Raw genomic sequence first — 24759 nt, 5'->3', positions numbered from 1 at the left:
AGACCGCCCAGCACGGCGCCGATTGCGGCGCCCGCCTGCTGACGGCCGCCCGGCGCGTCACAGTTGGTGATGCCGTTGGCCTGAGGCATGGCGCTGGCGGTCATGGGCGCAGCGGCGGCGGCCAGCGCGGTGAACATGGCGGTGGCGGCCAAACCCGCCTTGAAGGTCTTCGACATATGGCTCTCCTGTCATCGAGTTGTCGATGGAGTGAGAATGCCTCGCCCAAGCTGAAGGCTCCCCCAGCCTTGTCGTTATGTGCCGTTCATCTTTCTTGTCGGACGCAGAGCCGCCTGACGCTCCGGCCCCGCCCAAGTTCGTATGAAAAAACAGATATTGTTCATTTCCTCCCCCATACGGGGGATGGGCAGAGGCCGCATTGTCGTGCGCTATGGCATCCATGGGCGCACTTGGAAAAGCAGACGTGGCTCTGGATGTGCTGTGGCGCAGCCTTTACGGCCAACCGCTGCCGATCTCCGGCTCTGCTGAGCTCGCCCTGCAGGTCATTATGGAATGTGAGCGAAAATCATGGTCTCCAGCACCCGCCGACGCCATCGCCGATCAATCTGGCTGCCGTCCCCGTTTGAGAGTCTGCTCTTGATGCTGGCTCTAGCCTCCCTGGCCGGCGCCGTCTTCGTCTCCTGATCAGATCCAGAACGAAGACGGGCCGCTGATGAGATCAGCGGCCCGTAACTTTCAGTCCCTACCCCTCGACCAAGCCGCCTGCAGCGCCCTTCTCGAGCAGTTCGATTGTCTGGGACAGGCCGTAGATGGCCGCGAACGAACCGAAACGCGGCCCCTGCGAGGCGCCCAAAAGCACTTCATACAGCGCCTGGAACCAAGCCCGAAGCGGCTCGAACTCGTGCGCCTTGCCCACGGCGTAAACCTCGCCCTGGATGATCTCTCCGTCGGTCGTGTCGGCCGGCAGGGCCTTCAGACGTTCCGCCAGATCCAGCAGCGCCGCCTTCTCCTTGTCGTCGGGCAGACGATAGGTCTTCGAGGGCTTCACGAAGTCCTCGTAGTAGTTCAGCGCATAGCCCATCAACCGGTCCAGAACCGGCTCATTCTCGGGCGTGGCGTCCGGCAGGTATTTGGCGAAATAGGCCCACAACTGTTCCTTGGTCGAGGCGTTGGCCACGCCCACCAGGTTCAGCAGCAGGGCGAAGGACACCGGCGAGACGCTCTCGGGCGGAGTCCCTGAGTGGATATGCCAGACGGCGTTGTCGATCTGCTTGGCCGGTTCCTGCGTCTTGTACTGCTCGATGAAGGACAGATAGTCGTCCGTCGCGCGCGGAATGACATTGAAGTGCAGGCTCTTGGCCGACTTCGGCGACTGGAACATGTACCAGCTCAGGCTCTCAGGCGTGCCGTAGCGCAGCCACTCCTCCATCGTCAGGCCGTTGCCCTTGGACTTGGAGATCTTCTTGCCCTCAACGTCGAGGAAGAGCTCGTAGTTGAAGCCTTCCGGCGGCGTGCCGCCCAGGGCGCGACAGATCTTGCCGCTCTCGCGCACGCTCTCGATCAAGTCCTTGCCCGACATCTCGTAGTCGACGTCCAGCGCGGTCCAACGCATGGCCCAATCGGGCTTCCACTGCAGCTTCACATGGCCGCCGGTGACGGGAACCTCGGTGCGGCCGCCGGCCGGGTCGTCGAAAACGATAGTCCCGCGCTCGACATTGCGTTCCAGCGTCGGCACCTGCAGCACATGGCCGGTGATCGGGCTGATCGGCAGGAAGGGCGAATAGGTGGCGCGGCGCTCTTCGCCCAGGGTCGGCAACATGATGCCCATGACCTTGTCGAAGCGTTCCAGCAGGGTCATCAGGGTCGCGTCGAACCGGCCCGACCGATAGGTCTCGGTCGAGGACATGAACTCATAGTCGAAGCCGAAGCTGTCGAGGAAGGCGCGCAGGCGAGCGTTGTTGTGCGCGCCGAAGCTGTCATGCGTGCCGAACGGATCGCGCACCTTGGTCAGCGGCAGGTGCAGGTCTTCGCGCAGCATCTCGGGGTTGGGCACGCCCTCGGGCACCTTGCGCAGGCCGTCCATATCGTCCGAGAAGGCGATCAGTCGCGTGCGCCAGTAGTCGCCGGTCAGGGCGCGAAACGCGTTGCGCACCATGGTCGTGCGCGCCACTTCGCCGAAGGTGCCCATGTGCGGCAGGCCCGACGGGCCGTAACCCGTCTCCAGGATCACCGGCCGGTTCAGCGCCTCGAAGGTCACCAGAGCCTCGTCCGTCTTGCCCGCGTCGATCAGCAGCTTGGCCGCATCGCGCTCCGCATCCGACAGCCGTTTCTTGAGCACGTGGGCCAGCAGATTGCGCGCTTGCTCAAACGGCCACGAACGGGCCTCACGGGACAGGGTTTCGAGGTTCTGTAGCATGCACCGGGCTTTGACGCCTTGAGCGCGCGAGGTCAACTTTTGATGACTCTCCCTGTCGCCCTGACCGCGCATCCAATATCAGGAGGTAATGAGCCCCGATTACCGCCTTGTCGCCCGCACGCCCGTCATCGACGACTACCGTCGCCTCAGGGCCATCTCAGGTCTAACCCCGCGTAGCGCAGAAGCAGCGGCCGCCGGCCTGCCTAACACTGTCTTCGCCGTGGTGATTGAGAACCAGTCGGGCGAAGTCGTCGGCATGGGACGGGTCATCGGCGACAAAGGGCTGTTCTTCCAGATCGTCGACATCGCCGTCGATCCCGTCCACCAGGGACGCGGTCTGGGCAAGGCGATCATGAAGGCTCTGGTTGAACACCTGCGCGCCGCCGTGCCCGCAGAGGCCTACATCAGCCTAATCGCCGACGGAGAGGCCCATCGCCTCTATGCCCAATACGGCTTTCAGCCCACGGCGCCCGCCTCAATCGGCATGGCGTTATTCCTGCGCCCGAACGACGCCTAGAGCCGCGCTTCAGCGTTTCTCGGCAGTTGCATCTGGTTCTCGAAGCTCATGGCCAGATCGCCGTCCTGATTGGTGACGGTCGTCTTGGTGCGCACGACGCCGCGATCGGGCTGGCTCTTGGACGGGCGGATCTCGATGATTTCGCGGCGCACCGTCAGGGTGTCGCCGGGCCGCACGGGCCGCACCCACCACAGCGCGTCGACGTTCATGCCCAGCAAAGGCGTCTGGCCGAAATAGGCTTCATCCACAAACTGCCGCATCACGCGCGAACAGACGTGCCAGCCGCTGGCGATCAGGCCGCCGAACCGCCCCGCCTCGGCGGCCGCCTTGTCGATATGCATGGGCTGGGGGTCGAACTCGGTCGCGAAGGCGATGATCTCGGCTTCGGTCATGGTGAAGGGTTCGCTGTCCCAGCTTTCGCCGACGGTCAGGTCGTCCAGATAGCGGTCGGTCATGCACTCAAACTCCCATGGGCTGCGTCTGACATAGCGGCTGGAGCGGTTTTCGCCAGTCGACTTTCCGCCGGGTCTCGCTTGACCGCAAAGGCGGGGCGTGAGCATTCCCCGCTCCATGCGGACATCCGATTTCGACTTCGACCTGCCCGAGGCGTGCATCGCCCTGCGTCCCGCCGACCCGCGCGACTCGGCCCGCCTTCTGGTCGTGAAGGGCGGCGATCTTCAGCACCGGATCATCCGCGACCTGCCGGATTTTCTGCAACCGGGCGACGCCTTGGTCTTCAACGACACTCGCGTGATCCCCGCCCGTTTGTCGGGCGTGCGCCACCGCACCGCGCCGGAGGGCGAGCTGCTGTCGGTGCCGGTCGAGGCTACCCTGCACCACCGCGACGCGCCCGATGTCTGGAGCGCCTTCATGAAGCCCGGCAAGCGGCTGAAGGTCGGCGACCGCGTCCGTTTCGGTCGCGAGGAAGACAACGCCTGCCTTCTGGGTCAAGTCGACGCCGAAATCACCGCCAAGGGCGAGGACGGCCTCGTCACCCTGCGTTTCGATCTGGCAGGCCCTGTGCTTGACGACGCCATACGCGAAGTCGGGGTCATGCCACTGCCCCCCTATATCGCGGCCAAACGGGCCGAGGACGATCAGGATCTGAAGGACTACCAGACCGTCTTCGCCGAGCACGACGGCTCAGTCGCGGCGCCGACGGCGGGTCTGCACTTCACCCCGGCCCTGCTGGACGCCATCCGCGCGAGGGGCGTGACGACCCACGCAGTGACTCTACACGTCGGGGCGGGCACCTTCCTGCCGGTCAAGGCGGACGACACGGCCGATCACAAGATGCACTCCGAGTGGGGCGAGGTCTCTGCCGAAACCGCCGCCGCCCTGAACGCCGTGCGCGCGGCGGGCGGGCGCATCGTCTGCGTCGGCACCACCTCGCTGCGCCTGCTGGAAAGCGCGACGGGTGAGGACGGCGTGATCCAACCCTTCCACGGCGACACGGCCATCTTCATCACGCCGGGCTATCGCTTCCGCGCCTGCGACGTGCTGATGACCAACTTCCACCTGCCGAAATCGACGCTGTTCATGCTGGTCAGCGCCTTCGCCGGGCTGGAGACGATGCGCGCCGCCTACGCCCACGCCATCGACAGCGGCTACCGCTTCTATTCTTATGGCGACGGAAGCCTGCTGTTTCGGGAAAACGCCCAATGAGCCACATCGACGACCTGCCCGAAAATCTGGCCGCGACCTTCGACATCCTGGCCTCGGCGGCCAGTGAGCTTCAGGATCCCTGGTGGGTGTTCGGCGGCGCCGGCATGGCCCTGTCGGGCCTGTCGGAGTGGCACGTGCCTGACGTCGACGTCATGACCAGCCCGCGCGACGCGCGGCGCCTGATCGAGGCCCTGCACGGCGAAGCCATCGAAGACCCCGGCGAAGGCCTGTTCCGGTCGCAGGTGTTCGGCGAAATCCTGACCACGCCGGTTCCAATCGAGGTCATGGCGATGATGGACGTCCGCGCGGGCGCGGACTGGACTCCGGTCATCTTCACCACGCGCCAGGGTGTCGAACTGGACGGGGGGACGATTTACATCCCCACCGTCTCCGAACAGATCGAGAAATGCCGCCTGTTCGGTCGCCCGAAGGATCTGCAGCGCGCGGAGCGCCTCGAGACGCTACTGCGCTGACTGGCGGTTACGGAGCAGACGGCCTAAGACGCGCCTCCCTGCAAGGAACGCCCATGCCTTTTCCATTTGAGATCTCCGCTGTCGAAGGCCGCGCCCGCACCGGCGTGCTGAAAACCACGCGCGGCGATATCCGCACCCCCACCTTCATGCCCGTCGGCACCGCCGCAACGGTCAAGGCGATGACGGTGGATCAGGTCAAGCAGACCGGCGCGGACGTCATACTGGGCAACACCTACCATTTGATGCTGCGGCCCGGTCCCGAGCGGATGGAGCGCCTGGGCGGCCTCCATAACTTCATGCGCTGGGACAAGCCGATCCTGACGGACTCAGGCGGCTTCCAGGTCATGAGCCTGTCGGGCATCTCCAAGCTGTCCGAGGAGGCCGTGACCTTCTCCAGCCACATCGACGGCTCCAAACACGTCCTGACGCCGGAGCGCTCGATTCAGATCCAGGCCGACCGCCTCGGCTCCGACATTGTCATGCAGTTGGACGAATGCGTCGCCTGGCCCGCCGAGGAAAAGCGCGCGCGCGAAGGCATGGAGTTGTCGGCGCGTTGGGCCCAGCGCTCCAAGAACGCCTTCGGCACGCGCGATGCGCAGGCCCTGTTCGGCATTCAGCAGGGTTCGACCTATGAGAACCTGCGCCGTGAATCCTCAGAACGCCTGCAGGAGATCGGTTTCGACGGCTACGCCCTCGGCGGCCTGGCGGTCGGCGAAGGCCATGAAGCCATGTGCGAAGTGTTGGACTATGCGCCCGAGTTCCTGCCCAAGGACCGCCCACGCTATCTGATGGGCGTCGGCAAGCCGATCGACCTGGTCGAAGCGGTCTATCGCGGCGTCGACATGTTCGACTGCGTCCTGCCGACGCGCGCGGGGCGCCATGGTCAGGCCTGGACCTGGGACGGCCCGCTGAATCTCAAGAACGCGCGCTTCGCCGAGGATCAGGATCCTCTGGACCCCGAAGTTCCCTGCCCGGCCTCACAAGATTATTCAAAGGCTTACCTGCACCACCTGATCCGCGCTGATGAGATTCTCGGCAAGATCCTGCTGAGCTGGCACAACATCGCCTTCTTCCAGGCCCTGACGGCCGCCATGCGCGCGGCCATCGCCGAGGGGCGGTTCGAGCAGTTCCGCCGCGACTTCCGCGCGCGGCACCTGAAGGCCTAGCCTCTACGCGGAACGAAGCCCGCCGGAGCCGCCGGAGGCGCACAATTCCGCTGCATTCCCACGCCCTTCAGGAAGGAGCGGCGACGCAGGCCCGCCTGAATGGCTGACTGAACGTGCTTGCTGTGCGCGTCGGCGCCGGTCAGACGGCGCACCCAGCTGCGAGCCGGAATGAAGTCCGTCACCGTGCCGCGCACGGCGTCCAGCGTCGCGCCTGCCGCAGCGTCGGCAGCGCGCTCGCTCATGAAGGTTCCATCGTCGGTGGGCGCAACGTCCGTATCCGGGCCCAGAGCCTCATCCAATCGCCCGATTTCGGCAGCGATCACCGAGCATCGCGTCATGTTGCGCAGGTCATACGGATTGGATTCCGCCTGAAGCAGAATGGTTGGGATTTCCTGACGCTTGAGATTCAGATCCTCAAGCGGCGCGGTAACGGCGTCGCCTAATCCCGTGCCCACCTGATCCACGCCGTCCCGAGCGGAAGCGCCGGCGTTGCAACCGGCGAGCAACAAGGACACGGCGATGACGGTCAATGAAATCTGGCGCATGAGTTGGTTTAATCACGCCTCGCGCGTCAAAGCCAATCAACCTCCCTCGACGGACATCAGGGCCGAAGCCGACCTAGGCTTGCGGCCTTCCATAGCCACGTCCGGCTGCCAACCTACAAACCTTCCTGCTCGCTGTCGTAGGCAAACCCCGCTGCCCGCTAGCGGGCACGCGCTGGTGAGGTTGCGCCGCCGCTCCAACACGCGAGAGACGGCGCGACCTCAGTGTCGTCAGAACCTGTAGCGCAGGCCCACGCCATAGGTCGCAGGCGCCCCGACCAGACGCGAAGCGCCGTTCTTTTCAGGGAAATACACCTCGTCGGTGATGTTGCGGCCATAGGCGTAGACCGCCCAATCGGCCGCCGTCTGCAGTTCCACGCGGGCGTTCAGCAGGGTATAGGCGTCCGCCGTATTGCCCGGAGCCGCGTTCAGGCGGTTGCTCTCCTCGCCGTGGTGCGAGACCGACAAGCGGCTGTCCAGACGCCAACCGTTGGCCAGCACCAGACCGTGGTTCAGCGAAACCGTCGCCGTCACGTCCGGCGCACCCGGCAGGGGGTCGCCGACGGTCGACAGCACCTCGGCCACGCGCGCCGAGCTGAACGAGATGATCTCCGTGTCCAGGAAGGCGGCGGCGACGTCTAGATCCAGGCTCTGGTTCGCGCTTTCGAACAGGACGGCGTTGAGCGCGAACTCGATCCCCTTGCTCTCGGCCTCGCCGACGTTGGCGCGGCCGTTGGTGTCGTTGGCCAGACGGGTCGTCGCCTGCAGTTCCTTGAACTCATAGGAAAAGACGTCCACCGACAGGCGAAGACGGTTCGTCGTCCAGCGCAGCCCGGCCTCATAGGCGGTGACGGTTTCGGAATCGAACGGCAGGGTCTCGGCCTGGGTGAAGATCGAGGTGCCGTCGAAGCCGCCGCCGCGATAGCCGGTCCCCGCCGAGACGAAGACGTTCAGGTTCGGGGTGAAGGCGTATTTGGCCGTGACCCGACCCGACACGTTGTCGTCCTCGAAGGCGCGGTCCCAGACAAAGGGATCGGTCGTGGCGAAGGTCTTGGTGAAGGTCGAGATGCCCCACGGGTCCAGGTCGTCGTTGCGCCCGCTGAAGGTCGCCTCGTCGCGGGTGTAGCGCAGGCCGCCCGACAGGGTCAGCTTGTCGGTCAGGTCATAGTCGACCTGGCCGAACACGGCGAAGCTGTTGCGCGTCTGCTTGTGCAGGTTGTCGTACTGGGTCCGGGCCGTATAGCTGGTCCAGTGGGTGTCGAAGTCGATATCGTCCGAGACGTAGAAGGCGCCCACGATCCAGTCCAGACGACCGTCGTTGTCGTCGCTCAAGCGCATTTCGAGCGAGGTCTGGTTCAGCGTCTCATCGGCATCGAAGCGCGAGGCCGGATAGGGCGAGCCGTCGCCGTTGCCCTGCACCGAGCGAGTCGTGCCCTGGACGTTGCCGATCACCGCCAGATTCAGGTCATCGCCCAGACGATGCTGCAACGCCGCCGACACGCCATAGATGTCGATGCTGTGGGTCGGATACTCCGACGAATAGAACTCGTACGGGTCGTCGTTCTCGCCCGCATTGGCGATATTGCTGTCCAGCGTCGTCGAGATGCGGTCGTACTGGCGCGTGTCGCCCCGGTCGCGGCTGCCGAACAGCTTCACGGTCAGGTTGGTGTCCGGCGTAAAGTCAAAGGCGACCGTGGCCCGGCCGGCGAACAGATCCTTGTCGCCGAAACCTTCACGGCGGCCCGGATCGACGATGGGCGGAACCTGGGCCTGGGTCACGCCTGCGATGACCGGCTGGAAGCCCGCCAGGTCGCCCGCGCCCGCCCCGGTCATGAAGCCGCCGCCCTGCTCGGCCAGCACGGCCAGCCGCACGCCGACCGTGTCGCTCAGGGGACCGCCGACGGCCGCCTCCATCGCCAGATAGTCATAGCTGCCGAACTCGAGACGGCCCGAACCTTCGACCGCCTCGCCCGGCCCCTTTGTGATGGCGTTGATGACGCCCGCCGTGGTGTTGCGGCCGTACAGGGTGCCTTGCGGTCCTTTCAGGATCTCGACCCGGTCCAGGTCGAACAGAGGCATGCCCAGATAGGCGTTCGAGGTCTGATAGACGCCGTCGACGTGCAGGGCGACCGAGGGATTGCCGTTAGGCTTGTAGTCATCGGCGCCGCCGATGCCGCGGATGCTGATCAGGCCGTAGTTGGTGCCGCCGAAGGCGTAGTTCACCGACACGCCTGGAACTTCGTCCACCAGGTCGGTCACGCTGTCGATGCCGCGACGAAGGGCGTCTTCGCCGTTCAGCATGGTGACGGCCAGCGGCACGTCCTGGATGCGCTGGGCGCGCTTCTGAGCCGTGACGATCACGTCCTCGATCGCGGTGACGCCGTCGGATCCGAGATCGGCATGAGCGACTGCAACAGAAAAGGTGCGCGCGCCGACCGGCGTCACGGTCAGGCCCGTGCCCTCCACCATGCGGCGCAGCGCCTCGGCGGGCGCTAGGACGCCGACCACGCGATTGGCGCGGCGACCGCGCACGGCTTCCGGCGCGAACAGCACCTGCACGTCGGCGGTGCGCGCCAGCGTCGTCAGCGCCTCTTCCATCGACTGGCTTTCAATGGCGAAGGAGACGGCCGCGCCGCCGCTCGGCGACTGGGCCAGAGCCGGCGTCGCCGCTGCGACCGCAGCGACGGCCGAGCAGGCCAGCAGCATGCGCTTGAAGGCGCCGGCGCGCGGCTTGGAAATGAACATGGTAGCCCCTGAGATCTGGTCCGCCGCTCGTCGGCGGCTCCCCCTCAGAAACGGAAGCGCCTGCGCAGACCCCCACCCCGTCGTGGAAATTTCATCAAAGCGCAGCCGTTTCGTCAGACGTTTTTTCGGGCGATCCGATGCGCCAGTCCCCGTCCGTCGTGCGCCGCACCGACAGGCCGAACCCGCGCGCCAGAGCCAGGGCGAACTCCTGCCCGCCGTCATAGCGGAACGAGCCTGAAATGCGGACCTCCCCCGCCGCCGCATCCGTCAGCGTCAACCGCTCCGCCGAATAGCGATTGAAGCGTTCGACCACCTCGCGCAGCGGACGGTCGCGCACGACCAGACGCCCCATCCGCCAGGCCGTCTCGGCCTCGACGTCTGCCGGCGCGGCCCGCAGTTCATCGCCGCGCGCCAGCCCGCCCTGCCCCGCCGTCAGGATCAGAGGCGCGCCAGCGCCGCCTCTTTGAACCACCCTCAGCCGTCCCTGTTCGACCAGCGCCTCCGGCCCTCGGTCTGCGTGGGTCGCCTGGAAGCGCCCCTGCGCGGTCGCCATCAAGCGATCGCCGACGCGCAGGACGAAGGGCTCGGCGTCGGGCTGAATGTGGAAATAGGCCTGACCGGCTTCCAGCACCGCCGCGCGACGTTCGGCGCCGTAATCGAGGCGCAGTCGAGAAGACGGCGCCAACGTCACCTCCGACCCGTCCGGCAGGGGCGCGGTCAGTCGCTGCCCCGCCTCGGTCGCGATCAGCGCCCGCGCCGGTGACGACGCCGTCATCACCCACAGCCCGCCGCAGGACGCCGCAATGGCCCCGCCGGTCAGGCCGAGCAGAGCCCGCCGTCGCGTCGCGCCTGAATCGGCACGCCCCAGCGCCGCCGCCCTCAGGGCCAACACCTCGGGCTGCCCCGCCTCAAGCTCCAGCATTCTCCACGCCTGCTGACAGGCTCGATAGTCGCGGATATGGCCAGGATCTTCATCCAACCACCGCCGGAAGGCGATCTCGTCTTGAGGGCAGGGCGTATCGCCGCCGTTCATTCGCGCGAACCAGAAGGCGGCCGGATCGACCGCTTCCTCGTCGTTTAATCGGGGGTGAACCGGAAACATCAGCGATCCCCCTCGACCAGGTCGACCCTCAGCGCGGACATGGCTCGCACCATGTGCTTCTCGACCGCGCTGACCGAAATGCCCAGACGCTGGGCGATCTGCGGATAGGTCAGGTTCTCGAACCGACGCAGGATCACCACGGCCCGCGCACGCGGCGGCAGGGCGTCCAGCGCCGCCAGCATCCGTTTCAAACGCTGCCTCCCCGCGATGATCTGTTCGGCGTCAGGCGCGTCATACTCGGCCACGGCGTCGTTGATCTCGACATGCAGGCCTCGACCCCGCGCCTGCTCATAGCGCCCCCGATCCCGCGCAATGTTGGCCGCCGCCTCAAAGACATAACCGTCGATGTTCTGCAGGCTCATCAAGTCCGCGCGGCGCATTAGGCGCAGGAACAAATCCTGAACCATCTCCTCCGCATCCGCCGACGATTTCGACCGCCGCAGGAAGAAATGCGTCAACGGCGCCCGCAACCGCCGCGTCAACGCCGCGAATCCCTCGTCGCGCGTCAGGGCGGACGTCGCGTCGTCCCTGTCGAAAGGCTGGCTTGGCTGTCGGTTCACCGCGCGCCCAATGACGCCGCATCGTCACCGCCTCATGTCGGTCGCACGACATTTCCGTATCAGCGCATCCCCGATGCGTTCAGGCGCGTCATCGCAGCCAAAGCGTCACACAGCGTCGCTAAGGGCGGCTGCATATCGGTTTCAGGATGACGCATATGACGATGTTCAAACACCTGGGCGCGGCGGTCGCCTTCAGCGCGGCGCTGCTGGGCGCGGCGGTTCCGGCCTGGGCCGAGGTCTTCACCATCGCCGTCGTCTCCGACACCCAGAACTACGCCGACGTCACCCTGCCCCAGCCGCGCGGCGCCGACACCTTCGACCAGCAGATGCGTTATCTGGTCGAGACCCGCCAGGACAAGAACCTGGCCTTCGTCACCTTCGTCGGCGACATCGTCCAGCATGGCGACGGCCAGTTCCGACGCGCCATTCCAGACGCAGAGGGCGAATACCAGCTCTTCGACACGCGCGAGGAATGGGACATCGCCAACCGCGCCCTCTCGATCCTGACCGACAGCGGCCTGCCGTTCGGCATGGTTCCCGGCAACCACGACTACGACAACTATGCATGGCGCGGCTACGACGGCGTCTCCGAACCCCTGTCGGGCGGCCGCGCCTGGAACTTCTATTTCGGCCCCCAGTCGCGCCATTTCACGGATAAGGCCTGGTATGGCGGCGCCTCGGCGAACGGTCTGAACAGCTTCCAGACCTTCACGGCCGGCGGCCTGTCCTTCCTGCACCTGTCGCTGGAGATGCAGCCGCCCCAGGCGGCGCTGGACTGGGCCCAGGGCGTGATCGACGCCCATCCGGACACGCCCGTCATCGTCACCACCCATGAATGGCTGAAGCCTGACGTGCAGGAACGCTCCAACGGCTACGACAGCTATTTCGCGGGCGCAGACAACCTGCCGCCCGATCAGGTCTGGGACCGTTTCATCCGCAAGAACGCGATGATCTTCATGGTCCTGAGCGGCCACAACTACACCCGCCCGATCGAGGGCGTATCCAACGGCGAGAACCTGCGCATCGACCATAACGACGCCGGGCGTCCCGTCTATCAGCTGATCCAAGACTATCAGGGCAACACCGTCGGCCCGGACGGACAGGCCGGTTCGGCCAACGGCGGCGCAGGCTGGCTGCGTTTCATGGCCTTCGACACCGAGGCCCGGACCATCCGCTTCTATACCTATTCAACCCTGCTGGGCCGGTATGCTGGTCGCGACGGCGAAGCGACTTTCGGCGTCGCGCCCGAACGGTCCGAGTTCGTGCTGCCCTTCCCGCCGCAGCTTCAGGATTGAGTCCGCGACGCGATCCGCCGTTTTTCGTCGCAGGCCTTGCCCAAGAAAGCGATCAGGCCTCGACACGACCGTTTCAGGCGGCCATGCACGCTGCGATGACGACGATCGCTTCATCACGCTCGCTCGAGGCCGACCGCGTCGTCGCCGCGGCCATGACCCTGGTCACGGACGTCGGCCTGGGCGGCCTGACCATGCGCGACCTGGCCCAGGCCGTCGGCAAGAGCACGACCGTCATCGTCAATCTGTTCGGCGCCAAGGCGGGGCTTATCGAAGCCATCGCCTTCAGGGCGTTCGAGCAGGACGAGGCCTACCACGAGGCCTTCTTCGCCGCCGCCGACGACCTGGCCCTCAGCCGCGACAGCCTGCTGGCCCTGACCGCCCGTTACTTGCGAGAACGCGCCGCGTCCTCTGCCGACTTCGCCCGGGTGTGGGAAGAACTGCTGGTCAGCCCCGACCCGGCGGCCTTCCTGCCTCCCCTGCTGCGACGCTGGGATCTCATGCGGCGCGACGCCTGGACGGCCTTCCTGGCGCGTCGCCCCGGCCTGGAAGCGTTCGGCGAGGCGATCTCCACCTACCTGATCATCGAGCAGTTTTACGTCGGCGCCCTGGGCGGTCGCTCGGACTATGAGGCGATTGCGGCCGAGGGATTGGGCGGCCTGATCGATCGGGCCTTCGGCCGCCCCGACGATCCGGCCTCAGCGACCGAAAGCTATGTCGATCGGATGGTGATCCCCAAGGCGCCGAGCGACGGACTGGAACCGGATTCCATCAAGCGGCGTCTGCTCGACGTCGCCGCAGACCAGATCCTGAGCGGAGGCGTCGGGATCGTCACCAACCGCTCGGTCAGCACGGAGGTCGGCACTTCGACCTCCACCATCGCCTACCATTGGACGGATATGCGGCGGTTCGTGATCGACGCCGTCTGGCACGCGGTCTTCCGCGAGATGCCCCGCTACCTCGACTACCGCCATCCGCTGGGCGCCGGTCCTCCGGATATGCAGCGGTGGGGCGAGATGATGGCCCTTACCCTGGAGACGCCTGCGGGCGGCGAACGCGGCTTCTACGTCAAGTACGCCCGTCTGATCGCCCAGGTCTGCCTGCAGGCGCGTCGCGATCCGTCCTTCCAGGAACTGGCGATGATCCTGCGCGGGCCTGAAGGCGGCGGCAACTACACCAACCGCGGCGAACTCTGGCCGCCTCAATTCGACCTGACGCGCCGCGCCGCCACCCGTTTCGCCTTATGGATCAAGGGCGCGGCCATCATGGCGGCGGCGACGGGTGATGCGCCCGATGCCGCGCGCCTGCAAACCGTCGCCAAGACCTTGGTCACCCAGCGCGACTGAATCGAACAATCGTTCCTTATTCGGAACAGTCATCGACAGGCAGCGCGACAGCAACACTTCAAATAAGCTTCACCAAAGCATCACGACCATCTCCTACAGCGGAAATGTTGTCGAACAGTTGTTTTTTTAAGGCCGGTCACACGGCGTGAGAACTACGGCTGATCGCGACATTCCCCAACTTTCCAGCCTGAGCGACTGGATCGCCCGCGCTGCCCGATGGATCGACACATGAACCGTCTTCTTTTCGGCGCCTCGAGCGCCGCCCTGCTCCTTGCGGCGGCCGCGCCCGCGGCGGCCGAGGTCGCGACCGAGCCTCAGGCCACCTCCGTTCAGGACATCATCGTCACCGCGCAGCGCCGCGAGGAATCCGCGCAGAAGGTCGGCCTGGCCCTGACGGTCGTATCGGGCGAAGACCTGGACAAGCGCAACATCCAGACGGTCAACGACCTGGAAAACGCCGTCCCCAGCATGGAGGTCGACAGCCAGCTGGGCGGCGGCCAGCCCCAGTTCCGCATCCGCGGCGTCGGCCTGACGGACTACGCCGCCAACAACACCTCGACCGTCGGCGTCTATATCGATGAAGTCGCCTATCCCTACGGCGTGATGACCCAGGGCCAGTTGTTCGACATCGCCCGCATCGAGGTTCTGCGCGGGCCGCAGGGCACGCTGTACGGCCGCAACACCACCGGCGGCGCGGTCAGCGTCGTCACCGGAGCGCCGACGGACTATGTCGCGGCCGGCTTCAACGCCAGCTACGGCAGCTATGACGCCGCCAAGTTCGAGGGCTTTGTTTCGGGTCCGGTCGCCGGAACCCTGAGCGCCCGCTTGGCCGTCGCGGCCGAGACGGGCGGCGGCTGGCAATACCACCGCGACACGGGCGAAACCCTGGGCGACAAGGACACCAAGGCCCTGCGCCTGCGCCTGAACTGGCGCCCCAGCGACCTGACCGACCTCGACCTTAACGTCCACTACAGCCAGGACAAGTCGGACGGTCGGGGCCTGCGCCTGATCACCACCCCCTTCACCTCGGGCGGCGGCAAGGTCTATCCGATCGATACGGCGCACCGGATCACCGGCTGGGGCATCTCCCCCTATTTCGCCCAGCTGATCGGCGTCTCGCCCAACACCAAGCCGTTCCGCGACAACGAGGGCAAGGGCGTCAGCCTGCGCCTGAACCACGACCTCGGCTGGGCCGCCCTGACCGCCGTCGCCGCCTATGAGTCCTTCGACCGCAAGGAGTTCAACGACTGGGACGCCACGGCCTCGAACGAAGCCGGCACCTACTTCTTCAACGACATCGAGACGATCTCGCAGGAAGTGCGCCTGGCCTCGAACGGCGACGGTCGTCTGCAATGGCTGGCCGGTCTCTACCACGCGACCGAGGACATCGACGGCGGCTTCTACTCCGACTTCTCGGAAGCGAAGAGCCTCCGTTTCTGGATGAGCACCACCTACGGCCAGAAGGTCCAGACGACAGGCGCCTTCGCCAATGTGGACTACCGCCTGACCGATCGCCTGACCCTGATCGGCGGCTTGCGCTACGAGGATGAGACCCGCGAGCTGAACGACTTCAAGACCGAGGTTCTGGCTCCGGTCCCGCGCGTCAACGCCACCGCCTCCAAGTCTCAGAGCATGGGCGAATGGACTGGCAAGATCGGCGCTGAATACGCCTTCAGCGACAGCGTCCTGGCCTACGCCAACGTCTCGCGCGGGGTGAAGTCCGGCGGCTTCACTACCTACAACAGCGGCCTGCCCGATCAGCTGGAGCCCTTCAAGTTCGAGGAGCTGATCGCCTATGAGACCGGCGTGAAGGCCAGCCTGTTCGACAACCGCCTCCAGGCGAACGCGGCGATCTACTACTACGACTACCGCGACCAGCAACTTCAGGGCGTGCTCTACACCCAGACGGGGCGCGTCGGCCGCATGATCAACGTGCCGAAGTCGCATATCCAGGGCGCCGAGCTGGAGCTGCGCTGGCAGCCCCTGGACAACCTGACCATCACCCAGGCGGTCGGCTACAAATACGGGGAGTATGACGAGTTCTTCTTCGTCAACGCCTCGGCCACCGAAGCCGCCAAGGATCCGGTGACGGGCGAATACAACACCATCATCTACAGCGATCGTGCAGGCGAGCGCCTGCCCTTCCCGCGCTTCGACTACAAGGGTTCGATCGCCTACGAGCACCAGATCGGCGACTGGGGCGTCGAGGCGGAAACCAACTACGCCTACCGCAGCGAGAAGTTCAGCACCTCGTCCAACTCGGTCATCGGCGACTACTGGCTGATGAACGCCAACCTGACGTTCCGCCCGATGAACGGCAGCTATGCCTTCGGCTTCTTCGTCAACAACCTGACGAACGCCTATTCGGAAGAGTCGCGCAACCGCTTCATCTCAGCGTCCACCGGCTCGCCCAACGCCCCGCGCACCTGGGGCGCCCGAGTTAGCTATCGCTACTGATCTCTGCCTGCGAGGCTTCGGACTTGGCTCCGAAGCCTCGCGCTTTTCCTCGCGAAGAAAGATGCGTCCATGTCGATGATGCGTAAGCTGTTCCGCTCTACCGTCCTGGCCCTCGGCCTTCTGGCGGCCTCCCCCAGCCTGGCCCAGCAGGCGACTGACGCCCGTTTCACCATCGCCGTGATCCCCGACACTCAGAACTATGTCGATCACACGCGCCAGCGCGCGGCCGGCTTTCCGTTCGACGCGCGGGACATGATGACCGAGCAGTTCCGCTTCATCGCCGACAACGCCGCCTCGCGCGGCGGCGACATCGTCTTCGCCACCGGCGCGGGCGACGTATGGCAGCACCCCGTCATCGACATCGACCCGGATCACGCCGCGCGCGGCTTCAGTCCCCGCGCCCTGCCCTCCGACGTCGGACCGGCGAAATGGGCGCCGGGCGTCCGCGAGGTGGAGATCCCCGCCTCCATCGCCGCCTATCGCCTTCTGGACGGCGCCCTGCCCTTCTCGGCCGTGCCCGGCAATCACGACTATGACGCCCAGTGGTGGGAAGAGTCCTGGCCGCGCGACCTGACCGCGCCTGAAGGCGACCTGCGTCGCCTGGGCATGATCCATGTCGGCGGGCTGACCGAATGGGTCCGCGTCTTCGGCGCCGCCTCGCCCTTCTTCAAGGACCGCCCCTGGTACGTCGGATCGCACGACGGCGGCGCGGACAGCGCCCAGGTGTTCGAGGCCGGCGGCTACCGCTTCCTGCACATCGGCCTGCAGTTCGCCCCTTCCGACGCCAGTCTGAAATGGGCCGAGACCGTCATCCACGCCCACCCCGGCCTGCCGACCCTGATCAGCACCCACGACTTCCTGGACAAGACCGGACAGCGCCGCGCCCATCCGGTCGTGGACATCAACGCCCTCGATCCCTTCGACAACAGCGCCCAGGGCGTGTGGGACAAGCTGATCAGCCGCAACCCGCAGATCTTCATGGTCCTGAGCGGCCATCACAACGGCCAGGCCTTCCGCACCGACCCGAACCGCCAGGGCGGCGCCGTCTATCAGCTGCTGTCCGACTATCAGGACCGCAACCGCGCCGCCGTCGGCGCCGGGCTGGATGCGGCCAAGGCGCCGGGCCTGGGCGATGGCTGGCTGCGTTTGATGGCCTTCGACATGACGGGCGAGGTTCCGACCGTGCGCGTCCGCACCTATTCGACCCACTTCAAACGCTACGCCTCGGATGAGCCGAACTACGCACTCTGGTACAAGCCGAACGAGCAGCCTCAGATGACCGACGAGGAATTCCTAGCGCAGGACGAGTTCACCATCCGCCTGGAGGACTTCCGCGCTCGTTTCGGTCCCGGCCGCAGCGCCAGTCAGCAGTAGGCTGCCCTGTTCACAGTTCCGACTGGAAGACTCGTCTTTTACGCGAAGCGCGCTAGCGCCCAATTGCAAAGGGGTCGCCTTACGGCGACCCCTTCAAAACCATTCCAAATCAAAGATTTAGATGGTCGGAGCGACAGGATTCGAACCTGCGACCCCTTGACCCCCAGTCAAGTGCGCTACCAGGCTGCGCCACGCTCCGAAGGCGCTCCGTATAGACGGCGGTTCGGTGCTCCGCAAACCCTAAAACGCTCTATCGACAACAACTTCCGTCTTAGCGGCGCAGAACGCCCTCCAACCGGGCCTTGGCCGCTTCCAGTTCGCTCAACAGAGCCTCAAGGCGCGCCGGAGCCGCCGGAATCGCCGCCGCCTGCGACACCGTTTCAGCCCGATCCCCCGAATCGATCTCGAGCGTCGAGGCCGGGTCGGCATAGGCCGTCAGGCGCGCCAGACCCTGATCCTGCACCAGGCGTTGCACCCCGCGAATCGTCAGCCCCTCGTCGTGCAACAGCCGCCGCACAGCCTTCAGCACCATGACGTCGTCGGGGCGATAGAAACGGCGGCCGCCCGCACGCTTCACCGGGGCGACGAACTCGAACTTCGTCTCCCAGAACCTCAGCACATGCTGGGGGGCGCCGACTTCATCGGCCGCTTCAGAAATGGTGCGGAAGGCTTTGGGGCTTTTGGCCAAGGGTCTCAGGTCTCGACGACGGCGTCGTGCACCCGGCTCTTCATGATCTGTGAGGCGCGGAAGCTGATGACGCGGCGGGGGTTGATGGCGGCCGGTTCGCCGGTCTTGGGGTTGCGGCCCATGCGGGCGCGTTTCTCGCGGACCTGGAAGACGCCGAAGCCCGACAGCTTGACCGTCTCGCCCTGCTCAAGAGAGTCGACGATCAGGTCCAGCGTGCGCTCGACCAGTCCGGAGCATTCCTGCCGGGACAACCCGACCTCTTCGTGGACCGCTTCGCACAAATCCGCACGGGTAAGCGTCTGATGTCCGGCCACTTGCATCTCCCCGCAATCAATTGGCGGGGCATTGAAGGGCAAAACGGCCGGAAATCAAAGTCCTCAATGCAAATCTAGAATCGGAAGGCGCACGCGCCCCATGTCAGGCCGCCGCCCATGGCTTCGACCAGGACCAGATCGCCCTTCTTGATTCGCCCATCCTTGATGGCGACGTCCATCGCCAGCGGGATGGAGGCGGCCGAGGTGTTGGCATGCATGGCCACGGTCGAGATGACCTTGTCCTCGTCCAGGCCCAGGCGATCGCCCACGCCCTTGATGATGCGCTGGTTGGCCTGGTGAGGCACGAACCAGTCGATCTCGGGAATGTCGACGCCCGCGACCTCGGCGGCGGCCGTGATGGCCTCGGCGATGTTCACGACGGCGTGGCGGAAGACCTGATTGCCCAGCATCCGCAGATGGCCGACCGTGCCGGTAGTGGCCGGGCCGCCGTCGACATAGAGCATGTCAGCCTTGGCGCCTTCGCAGCGCAGGGCGAAGCCCAGCACGCCGCGATCATCCTTGGTCCCCTGCCCCTCGCCCGGCTCCAGCACGAAGGCTCCGGCGCCGTCGCCGAACAGGACGCAGGTGGTGCGATCCGTCCAGTCCATCAGCTTGGTCATTTCCTCGGCGCCGATGACCAGGGCGCATTTGGCCTGACCGCGCGCGACAAAGCCGTCAGCCACGCTCATGGCGTAGACGAAGCCCGAACAGACCGCCTGAACGTCGAAGGCGATGCCCACCGGCGCGCCCAGCTTGCGCTGCACGATGGCCGCCGTCGCCGGGAAGGTCTGGTCCGGCGTGGTCGTGGCGACGATGATCAGATCGACGTCCGCCGCCGTCTTGCCCGCGTCGGCCAGGGCGCGCTCGGCCGCCTTGAGCGCCAGATCGCTGGTCGGCTCGTCGTCGCGGGCCTTGTGGCGTTGGCGGATGCCGGTGCGCTCGATGATCCATTCGTCGGAGGTGTCGACGATCTTGGTCAGGTCGGCGTTGGTGACGACCTGCTCGGGCAGGAAGGAGCCGACCCCGGTAACGACGCTGCGGATGACGCTCACTGTTCGGTCTCTCCCATGACGACGGGCGCGGGTTCGTCCATCGCGGCCGCCAGACGCGCGAAATTGGCGCTGACCTTGGTCAGATAGTCACTGCGGGCCAGTTCGACAGCCACGCGGATGGCGTTGGCGTAACCCTCGGCCGTGGCGCCGCCGTGGCTTTTTACGACGATGCCGTTCAGACCCAGCAAGGGGCCGCCGTTGACGCTGCTGGGGTCGATGCGGCGCGCCATCTTCTTCAGGGCAGGCATGGCGATCAGAGCGCCCAGCTTGGCCAGCGGCCCGGAGGTCAGCGCTTCCTTCAGCAGGCCCGAGATGAAGCGGGCCGTGCCTTCGGCCGTCTTCAGCGCGATATTGCCGGTGAATCCGTCCGTCACCACCACGTCCACGGTTCCGGCGGCGATGTCATGTCCCTCGACGAAGCCGGTGTAGTTCACAGGCACGGCGTCGGTGCGCAGCACAGCGTGGGCCTCGCGCACCTCTTCGTGGCCCTTCATCTCTTCGGAGCCGACGTTCAGCAGGCCGACCGTCGGCCGCGCCACGCCATGCACGGCGGACTGGAAGGCCTCGCCCATGATGGCGAACTCGACCAACTGGCGCGCATCGCTGCCGATGTTGGCGCCGACGTCCAGCACGGCGGTGAAACCGCGCTTGGTCGGCCAGCTGGCGACGATGGCCGGGCGCTCCAGCCCGTCGACCGCCATCCGCAGAACCAGCTTGGAGATCGCCATCAAGGCGCCGGTGTTGCCCGCCGAGACGGCGGCCTGGGCCTCTCCCGTCTTGACCGCCTCGATCGCGTTCCAGAGGCTGGAGCCCTTGCCTCGACGCATGGCCTGGGCAGGCTTTTCGTCCATGGCGACGACCTTGTCGGTGTGCCGGACCTGGCAAAGGTCGTCCGATACGTGCAGGCGCGCCATCTCGGCGCGGATCGCCGCCTCGTCTCCGTGCAGCAGGAAGCGCACGCCGTCGCCGCCATACAGCGAATAATAAGCCTTCACGCCGCCGACCACGACGGCAGGACCGTGGTCGCCCCCCATGGCGTCGAGCGAGATCAATGTGGATGATGCCAAGTGGAAATCGACTCCGTCGCCGTCTTGTCGCGGCGCTTCAATGTTAGGGCGTGCAGACGCAAATGTCGCACCCTGTGGATGCAACCGAGGCGCCCTTAGGTCAACTCTTGTCGCCGTCGTTCGGCTTCAAGGCCCGCAACACGCCGAAAGGCGAGATCTCGCCCGGCTCAGGCGGTTGCTCGAACACCGCGCCATCCTTGCGGGGATAGGGATCCAGATGCAGCGCCAGTTGCTCGACCGCATACTGGCCCAGGTCGATCTGACCGTTTTCCACCACGTCGGGCGAATCGTCGTCCAGCTCCAGGTCGATCTCCCCTTCGTCCGAAGGCGCCGTATCCACGGCCTCGACCAGATTGATCTCGAATCGATCGTCGACATGAACGGGCAGAGGCTCCAGCGTCAGCACGCAGGACTGGACCGCATCGGCAACGACACGCCCGGTCAGGCGCCAGCCCGAAACCGTCGCCGTCACCTCCAGATCCGCCTCGAAACGGTCCAGCGACTTCAGGTTCAGCGCGCGCGCAATGCGCTGACGCGCCTCGGCGTCCGGCTCCAGGCGCCGGGACAGGCTCGCCCCGATCTGATGCAGGCGGACGGGGTCGCTGTAAGGCAGGGCGGGAATCGTCATGCGACGATCATGGCCCAGTCAGGCGCCTTTTCCACGGCGGAAATAGGCTGACGCGCCAGGCGTTCGTGCGATTCCAGCGCATAACGGGTCAGTTCAGCGCCGGCGGCGGGATCGTCGCTCTCGAACACATTGCGCGCGATCGAAGCCTGAAAGCCGTCGCGGTCGCCTTCGCGCAGCGCCTTCTCATAGGCGCTCATACGGCCATAAAGGGCCTCACCCAACTTGCGCATCTTCTTGCCGACAGACACGTCGCCGACGCCCAGTTCACGCAGAACGTTGTCCAGAGCCGAGACATAGGTGTCGAACATCTTCTGGGCCAGATCGGCCCCGCGCTCGCCCTCGGCCTTGGTCCGCACGAACAGCAGAAGGACGTGCAGGGTGTAGAGCTCGAACCGCGCATCGATTCGATCCGCCACGCCCAGGCGGGCGTAAAAATCGGGCTGACGCGCCTGTTCCACCGCCAGGGCGTATAGGCCCTGCGCCTGGCGCTCTTGCGTCTGTCGTCTGAAGAGTGTCTTGAACATAGGTTTTACGGCCCCTTTTCCGCCGCGCCGTTGCACTAGGACGCAGCGACGGTTAGGTCAAAGACCTTGTTTCTAGAGGCCCATCGCCGATGCCCCGTTTTACGTCGCTCATCATCGCCGCCTCGCTCGCCGCCGCTGCAGGCGCCTGCGCCCCGGTCGTCGCCACCCAGGGCTTCCAGGCCGTGGACGCCAAGCCCCAGGACATCGAGGCGGGCGTCGACACCCGCGAAACCGTCCTGGCCAAGCTGGGCACGCCCTCGACCACCTCGACCTTCGAGACCGACAACGTCTGGTACTACCTGACCCAGACGACCCAGCGCTACACCTACAACAAGCCTGAAGTGTCGCAGCGGACGGTCACCGAAATCACCTTCGCCGACGGCGGTGAAAAGGTCGCCAACGTCCGTACCCTGGGACTTGAAGACGGCCGCCAGATCGCCATGGAGCGCCGCGAGACCCCGACCCGCGGCCGTCAGCTGACCATTCTCGAACAACTGCTCGGCAACGTCGGCCGCGGCCAACTGCCCCGCACCGAGGACGACGTGCCCGGCCAGCGCCGCCCAGACTAAGCTCCAGAAGATAGGCGCCCTCAAGCCGCGAGCGACTGCGTCGCGAACGTAGGGCGCAAAAAAAGACAACGCCCCGGAGATCGCTCTCCGGGGCGTTTTCAGTTTCAGCGAAGCGCAGTCAGACGATCTTGCCGCTCGCCAGCACCGCCAGCAGCAGAAGCGCCACGATGTTGGTGATCTTGATCATCGGGTTCACCGCCGGGCCGGAGGTGTCCTTGTAGGGATCGCCCACGGTGTCGCCGGTGACGGCGGCCTTGTGCGCTTCAGAACCCTTGCCGTGGACGACGCCGTTCTTGTCGGTGAAACCTTCCTCAATCACCTTCTTGGCGTTGTCCCAGGCGCCGCCGCCCGAGGTCATCGAGATGGCGACGAACAGACCCGTCACGATCACCCCCATCAGCATGGCGCCCAGGGCGGCGAAGGCGTTGGCCTTGTCCGGCTGGATGAACAGGATGACGACGAACAGGACGATCGGCGACAGCACCGGCAGCAGCGACGGCACGATCATCTCGCGGATGGCCGCGCTGGTCAGGATGTCGACCGCCCGGCCGTATTCGGGCTTGGTCTGGAAGGTCATGATGCCGGGGTTCTCGCGGAACTGACGCCGAACCTCGGCCACCACGGCCTCGGCGGCGCGCCCCACGGCCGTCATCGACAGGCCGCCGAACAGGAAGGGCAGCAGCCCCCCGAACAGCAGGCCGACCACGACATAGGGGTTGGACAGGTCGAAGGCGACCGCGCCCAGTCCGTGGAAGAAGCTGCCCGGCTGCGCCTCGGCCGCGAAGAACTTGAGGTCCTCCACATAGGCGGCGAACAGGACCAGCGCCCCCAGGCCCGCCGAACCGATGGCGTAGCCCTTGGTCACGGCCTTGGTGGTGTTGCCCACAGCGTCCAGAGCGTCGGTCGAGACGCGGACTTCCGGCGGCAGGCCAGCCATCTCGGCGATGCCGCCCGCGTTGTCCGTGACCGGACCGAAGGCGTCCAGCGCCACGATCATCCCCGCCACGCCCAGCATGGTGGTGGTGGCGATGGCGATGCCGAACAGGCCCGCCAGCTGATAGGCCGCGACGATGCCGACGATGATGGTCAGAGCCGGAAGCGCCGTGGCCTCCAGCGACATGGCAAGCCCCTGGATGACGTTGGTGCCGTGCCCAGAGACCGAAGCGTTGGCCACTGACTTCACCGGCCGGAAGCCCGTGCCGGTATAGTATTCGGTGATCACCACAATGGCCGCCGTAACCAGCAGGCCGACGACGCCCGCCCAGAACAGGTTCATGGGCTGGATCAATAGCCCGCCCGAGGTTTCGACCGCCCCCGGCAGAAGTTGGTTGATCACCCACCAGACGGCGACCAGCGACAGCAGACCGGTCACGATCAGCCCCTGATACAGGGCGCCCATGATGTTGCCGCTCTTGCCCAGACGGACGAAGAAGGTGCCGATGATCGAGGTCACGATACAGACGCCGCAGATCGCCAGCGGCAGCAGCATCAGCACGTCGACATAGGGCTGGTTGCGGAAGAAGATGGCCGCCAGCACCATGGTCGCCACCGTGGTGACGGCATAGGTCTCGAACAGGTCGGCGGCCATGCCGGCGCAGTCGCCGACGTTGTCGCCCACATTGTCCGCGATGGTGGCGGCGTTGCGGGGGTCGTCCTCGGGGATGCCCGCCTCGACCTTGCCCACCATGTCGCCGCCGACGTCGGCCCCCTTGGTGAAGATGCCGCCGCCCAGTCGCGCGAAGATGGAGATCAGAGAGGCGCCGAAGCCCAGGGCCACCAGGCCGTCGATGACTTCGCGACTGGTCGAGGCGTGGCCCAGACCCTGGGTCATGAAGGCGTAGTAGCCGGACACGCCCAGAAGCGCGCCGCCCGCCACGAACATGCCGGTGATGGCGCCCGAGCGGAAGGCCAGGTCCAGACCCTTGGACAGGCTCTGCGACGCGGCCTGGGCCGTACGGACGTTGGCGCGCACGGAGATCAGCATCCCCGCATAGCCCGCCGCGCCCGACAGGACCGCGCCGATCAGGAAGCCGAGCGCAGCCCAGATCCCGATAAGAAAAAAGGCCGCGACCAAGATCACGACCCCTACAATGCCAATCGTTGTGTACTGACGCTTCAGATAGGCGGATGCCCCTTCCTGGATCGCCGCGGCGATCTCACGCATCCGTTCATTACCACTGTCGGCCTTCATCAGGGCGGCGGTCTGGACGGCGCCGTAAAGCACCCCCAAGGCGCCGGCCGCGATGACCAGCCAAAGATATGACGTCATGGCGTTTCCAAGCCCTATGCAACTGGGCGCGCGGA

Annotated in this window: 22 protein-coding genes and 1 tRNA gene; 9 read left to right on the top strand and 14 right to left on the bottom strand. The window is 65.9% G+C overall.

Features of this window, described 5'->3' with window-relative positions; translation table 11 throughout:
* Positions 1-700 precede the first annotated feature (700 nt).
* The gene (locus tag BDIM_RS06515; RefSeq protein WP_003164768.1) at positions 701-2374 is read right to left on the bottom strand and encodes a lysine--tRNA ligase; all 1674 of its coding nucleotides are present in this window, start codon (positions 2372-2374) and stop codon (positions 701-703) included.
* An 88-nt stretch (positions 2375-2462) separates the two neighbouring features.
* On the opposite strand from BDIM_RS06515, the gene BDIM_RS06510 reads away from it, so the two are divergent.
* Entirely contained in the window at positions 2463-2891 is a 429-nt protein-coding gene (locus BDIM_RS06510; RefSeq protein ID WP_003164767.1) for a GNAT family N-acetyltransferase, read from the top strand.
* Here BDIM_RS06510 and BDIM_RS06505 read toward each other — a convergent pair.
* Positions 2888-3346, bottom strand: a complete 459-nt coding sequence (locus BDIM_RS06505) for a MaoC family dehydratase (protein WP_003164766.1) — start codon at positions 3344-3346, stop codon at positions 2888-2890. The two genes, BDIM_RS06510 and BDIM_RS06505, sit on opposite strands and share 4 nt — an antisense overlap.
* Positions 3347-3461: 115 nt before the next feature.
* Between BDIM_RS06505 and queA the strand changes: the two genes are divergently transcribed.
* Genes queA through tgt form a run of 3 tightly spaced genes read left to right on the top strand, consistent with a single transcriptional unit; the run spans position 3462 to position 6195 of the window.
* On the top strand, positions 3462-4556 hold the full coding sequence (queA, locus tag BDIM_RS06500) for a tRNA preQ1(34) S-adenosylmethionine ribosyltransferase-isomerase QueA (RefSeq protein ID WP_003164765.1): 1095 nt from the start codon (positions 3462-3464) through the stop codon (positions 4554-4556).
* Positions 4553-5029 (top strand): hypothetical protein, encoded by a 477-nt coding sequence (locus BDIM_RS06495; RefSeq protein ID WP_003164763.1) that lies wholly within the window; start codon positions 4553-4555, stop codon positions 5027-5029. The genes queA and BDIM_RS06495 overlap by 4 nt, the downstream gene beginning before the upstream one ends.
* Positions 5030-5082: 53 nt before the next feature.
* Complete coding sequence (gene tgt, locus BDIM_RS06490) at positions 5083-6195, top strand: tRNA guanosine(34) transglycosylase Tgt (RefSeq protein WP_003164762.1); 1113 nt, start codon at positions 5083-5085, stop codon at positions 6193-6195.
* Here the strand turns inward: tgt and BDIM_RS06485 are convergent.
* The 4 genes from BDIM_RS06485 to BDIM_RS06470 all read right to left on the bottom strand — a co-directional run bounded on the left by BDIM_RS06485 (position 6192) and on the right by BDIM_RS06470 (position 11144).
* The gene (locus tag BDIM_RS06485) at positions 6192-6740 is read right to left on the bottom strand and encodes a hypothetical protein (protein ID WP_040345294.1); all 549 of its coding nucleotides are present in this window, start codon (positions 6738-6740) and stop codon (positions 6192-6194) included. The genes tgt and BDIM_RS06485 overlap by 4 nt on opposite strands.
* Positions 6741-6968: 228 nt before the next feature.
* Positions 6969-9482 (bottom strand): TonB-dependent receptor, encoded by a 2514-nt coding sequence (locus BDIM_RS06480; protein WP_003164761.1) that lies wholly within the window; start codon positions 9480-9482, stop codon positions 6969-6971.
* Positions 9483-9576: 94 nt separating this feature from the next.
* Entirely contained in the window at positions 9577-10584 is a 1008-nt protein-coding gene (locus BDIM_RS06475) for a FecR family protein (RefSeq protein ID WP_003164760.1), read from the bottom strand.
* Positions 10584-11144, bottom strand: a complete 561-nt coding sequence (locus BDIM_RS06470) for an RNA polymerase sigma factor (protein ID WP_003164759.1) — start codon at positions 11142-11144, stop codon at positions 10584-10586. The genes BDIM_RS06475 and BDIM_RS06470 overlap by 1 nt, the downstream gene beginning before the upstream one ends.
* Before the next feature lie 155 nt (positions 11145-11299).
* On the opposite strand from BDIM_RS06470, the gene BDIM_RS06465 reads away from it, so the two are divergent.
* The 4 genes from BDIM_RS06465 to BDIM_RS06450 all read left to right on the top strand — a co-directional run bounded on the left by BDIM_RS06465 (position 11300) and on the right by BDIM_RS06450 (position 17613).
* Positions 11300-12439 (top strand): metallophosphoesterase, encoded by a 1140-nt coding sequence (locus tag BDIM_RS06465; protein WP_040346638.1) that lies wholly within the window; start codon positions 11300-11302, stop codon positions 12437-12439.
* A gap of 95 nt (positions 12440-12534) precedes the next feature.
* Entirely contained in the window at positions 12535-13782 is a 1248-nt protein-coding gene (locus BDIM_RS06460) for a TetR/AcrR family transcriptional regulator (RefSeq protein WP_112999899.1), read from the top strand.
* Between the two features lie 228 nt (positions 13783-14010).
* Positions 14011-16239, top strand: coding sequence for a TonB-dependent receptor (locus tag BDIM_RS06455; protein WP_040345291.1), 2229 nt, complete (start codon positions 14011-14013; stop codon positions 16237-16239).
* 69 nt (positions 16240-16308) lie between these two features.
* Positions 16309-17613, top strand: a complete 1305-nt coding sequence (locus BDIM_RS06450) for a metallophosphoesterase family protein (protein WP_003164755.1) — start codon at positions 16309-16311, stop codon at positions 17611-17613.
* 122 nt (positions 17614-17735) lie between these two features.
* Here BDIM_RS06450 and BDIM_RS06445 read toward each other — a convergent pair.
* The 7 genes from BDIM_RS06445 to BDIM_RS06415 form a co-directional block, all read right to left on the bottom strand.
* Positions 17736-17812, bottom strand: a tRNA-Pro gene (locus BDIM_RS06445).
* Between the two features lie 72 nt (positions 17813-17884).
* Entirely contained in the window at positions 17885-18301 is a 417-nt protein-coding gene (locus BDIM_RS06440) for a MerR family transcriptional regulator (protein ID WP_003164754.1), read from the bottom strand.
* A gap of 5 nt (positions 18302-18306) precedes the next feature.
* Positions 18307-18615, bottom strand: a complete 309-nt coding sequence (locus BDIM_RS06435; protein ID WP_369822381.1) for an integration host factor subunit alpha — start codon at positions 18613-18615, stop codon at positions 18307-18309.
* Between the two features lie 74 nt (positions 18616-18689).
* A complete protein-coding gene (locus BDIM_RS06430) occupies positions 18690-19667 on the bottom strand; it encodes a beta-ketoacyl-ACP synthase III (RefSeq protein WP_003164752.1) in 978 nt (325 codons plus the stop codon).
* The gene (gene plsX, locus BDIM_RS06425) at positions 19664-20734 is read right to left on the bottom strand and encodes a phosphate acyltransferase PlsX (protein ID WP_088411635.1); all 1071 of its coding nucleotides are present in this window, start codon (positions 20732-20734) and stop codon (positions 19664-19666) included. The genes BDIM_RS06430 and plsX overlap by 4 nt, the downstream gene beginning before the upstream one ends.
* Positions 20735-20834: 100 nt before the next feature.
* A complete protein-coding gene (locus tag BDIM_RS06420) occupies positions 20835-21362 on the bottom strand; it encodes a YceD family protein (RefSeq protein ID WP_003164750.1) in 528 nt (175 codons plus the stop codon).
* Positions 21359-21886 (bottom strand): ubiquinol-cytochrome C chaperone family protein, encoded by a 528-nt coding sequence (locus BDIM_RS06415; RefSeq protein WP_040345284.1) that lies wholly within the window; start codon positions 21884-21886, stop codon positions 21359-21361. The genes BDIM_RS06420 and BDIM_RS06415 overlap by 4 nt, the downstream gene beginning before the upstream one ends.
* Positions 21887-21975: 89 nt before the next feature.
* On the opposite strand from BDIM_RS06415, the gene BDIM_RS06410 reads away from it, so the two are divergent.
* A complete protein-coding gene (locus tag BDIM_RS06410; protein WP_003164749.1) occupies positions 21976-22455 on the top strand; it encodes an outer membrane protein assembly factor BamE in 480 nt (159 codons plus the stop codon).
* 118 nt (positions 22456-22573) lie between these two features.
* Here the strand turns inward: BDIM_RS06410 and BDIM_RS06405 are convergent, their stop codons facing one another.
* Positions 22574-24724, bottom strand: coding sequence for a sodium-translocating pyrophosphatase (locus BDIM_RS06405; RefSeq protein WP_003164748.1), 2151 nt, complete (start codon positions 24722-24724; stop codon positions 22574-22576).
* Positions 24725-24759 lie beyond the last annotated feature (35 nt).

The sequence above is a fragment of the Brevundimonas diminuta ATCC 11568 genome (assembly GCF_000204035.1).
Taxonomy (GTDB): domain Bacteria; phylum Pseudomonadota; class Alphaproteobacteria; order Caulobacterales; family Caulobacteraceae; genus Brevundimonas; species Brevundimonas diminuta.
The sequence above is the reverse complement of the archived record's forward strand: the minus strand, read 5'-3'. Positions and strand labels throughout refer to the sequence as shown.

What these genes read in the sequence shown, in the direction of transcription:
- BDIM_RS06515 (WP_003164768.1), bottom strand. Translation starts at nt 2,374, where the DNA reads ATGCTACAGAACCTCGAAACCCTGTCCCGTGAGGCCCGTTCGTGGCCG.
- BDIM_RS06510 (WP_003164767.1), top strand. Translation starts at nt 2,463, where the DNA reads ATGAGCCCCGATTACCGCCTTGTCGCCCGCACGCCCGTCATCGACGAC.
- BDIM_RS06505 (WP_003164766.1), bottom strand. Translation starts at nt 3,346, where the DNA reads ATGACCGACCGCTATCTGGACGACCTGACCGTCGGCGAAAGCTGGGAC.
- queA (WP_003164765.1), top strand. Translation starts at nt 3,462, where the DNA reads ATGCGGACATCCGATTTCGACTTCGACCTGCCCGAGGCGTGCATCGCC.
- BDIM_RS06495 (WP_003164763.1), top strand. Translation starts at nt 4,553, where the DNA reads ATGAGCCACATCGACGACCTGCCCGAAAATCTGGCCGCGACCTTCGAC.
- tgt (WP_003164762.1), top strand. Translation starts at nt 5,083, where the DNA reads ATGCCTTTTCCATTTGAGATCTCCGCTGTCGAAGGCCGCGCCCGCACC.
- BDIM_RS06485 (WP_040345294.1), bottom strand. Translation starts at nt 6,740, where the DNA reads ATGCGCCAGATTTCATTGACCGTCATCGCCGTGTCCTTGTTGCTCGCC.
- BDIM_RS06480 (WP_003164761.1), bottom strand. Translation starts at nt 9,482, where the DNA reads ATGTTCATTTCCAAGCCGCGCGCCGGCGCCTTCAAGCGCATGCTGCTG.
- BDIM_RS06475 (WP_003164760.1), bottom strand. Translation starts at nt 10,584, where the DNA reads ATGTTTCCGGTTCACCCCCGATTAAACGACGAGGAAGCGGTCGATCCG.
- BDIM_RS06465 (WP_040346638.1), top strand. Translation starts at nt 11,300, where the DNA reads ATGACGATGTTCAAACACCTGGGCGCGGCGGTCGCCTTCAGCGCGGCG.
- BDIM_RS06460 (WP_112999899.1), top strand. Translation starts at nt 12,535, where the DNA reads ATGACGACGATCGCTTCATCACGCTCGCTCGAGGCCGACCGCGTCGTC.
- BDIM_RS06455 (WP_040345291.1), top strand. Translation starts at nt 14,011, where the DNA reads ATGAACCGTCTTCTTTTCGGCGCCTCGAGCGCCGCCCTGCTCCTTGCG.
- BDIM_RS06450 (WP_003164755.1), top strand. Translation starts at nt 16,309, where the DNA reads ATGTCGATGATGCGTAAGCTGTTCCGCTCTACCGTCCTGGCCCTCGGC.
- BDIM_RS06420 (WP_003164750.1), bottom strand. Translation starts at nt 21,362, where the DNA reads ATGACGATTCCCGCCCTGCCTTACAGCGACCCCGTCCGCCTGCATCAG.
- BDIM_RS06415 (WP_040345284.1), bottom strand. Translation starts at nt 21,886, where the DNA reads ATGTTCAAGACACTCTTCAGACGACAGACGCAAGAGCGCCAGGCGCAG.
- BDIM_RS06410 (WP_003164749.1), top strand. Translation starts at nt 21,976, where the DNA reads ATGCCCCGTTTTACGTCGCTCATCATCGCCGCCTCGCTCGCCGCCGCT.
- BDIM_RS06405 (WP_003164748.1), bottom strand. Translation starts at nt 24,724, where the DNA reads ATGACGTCATATCTTTGGCTGGTCATCGCGGCCGGCGCCTTGGGGGTG.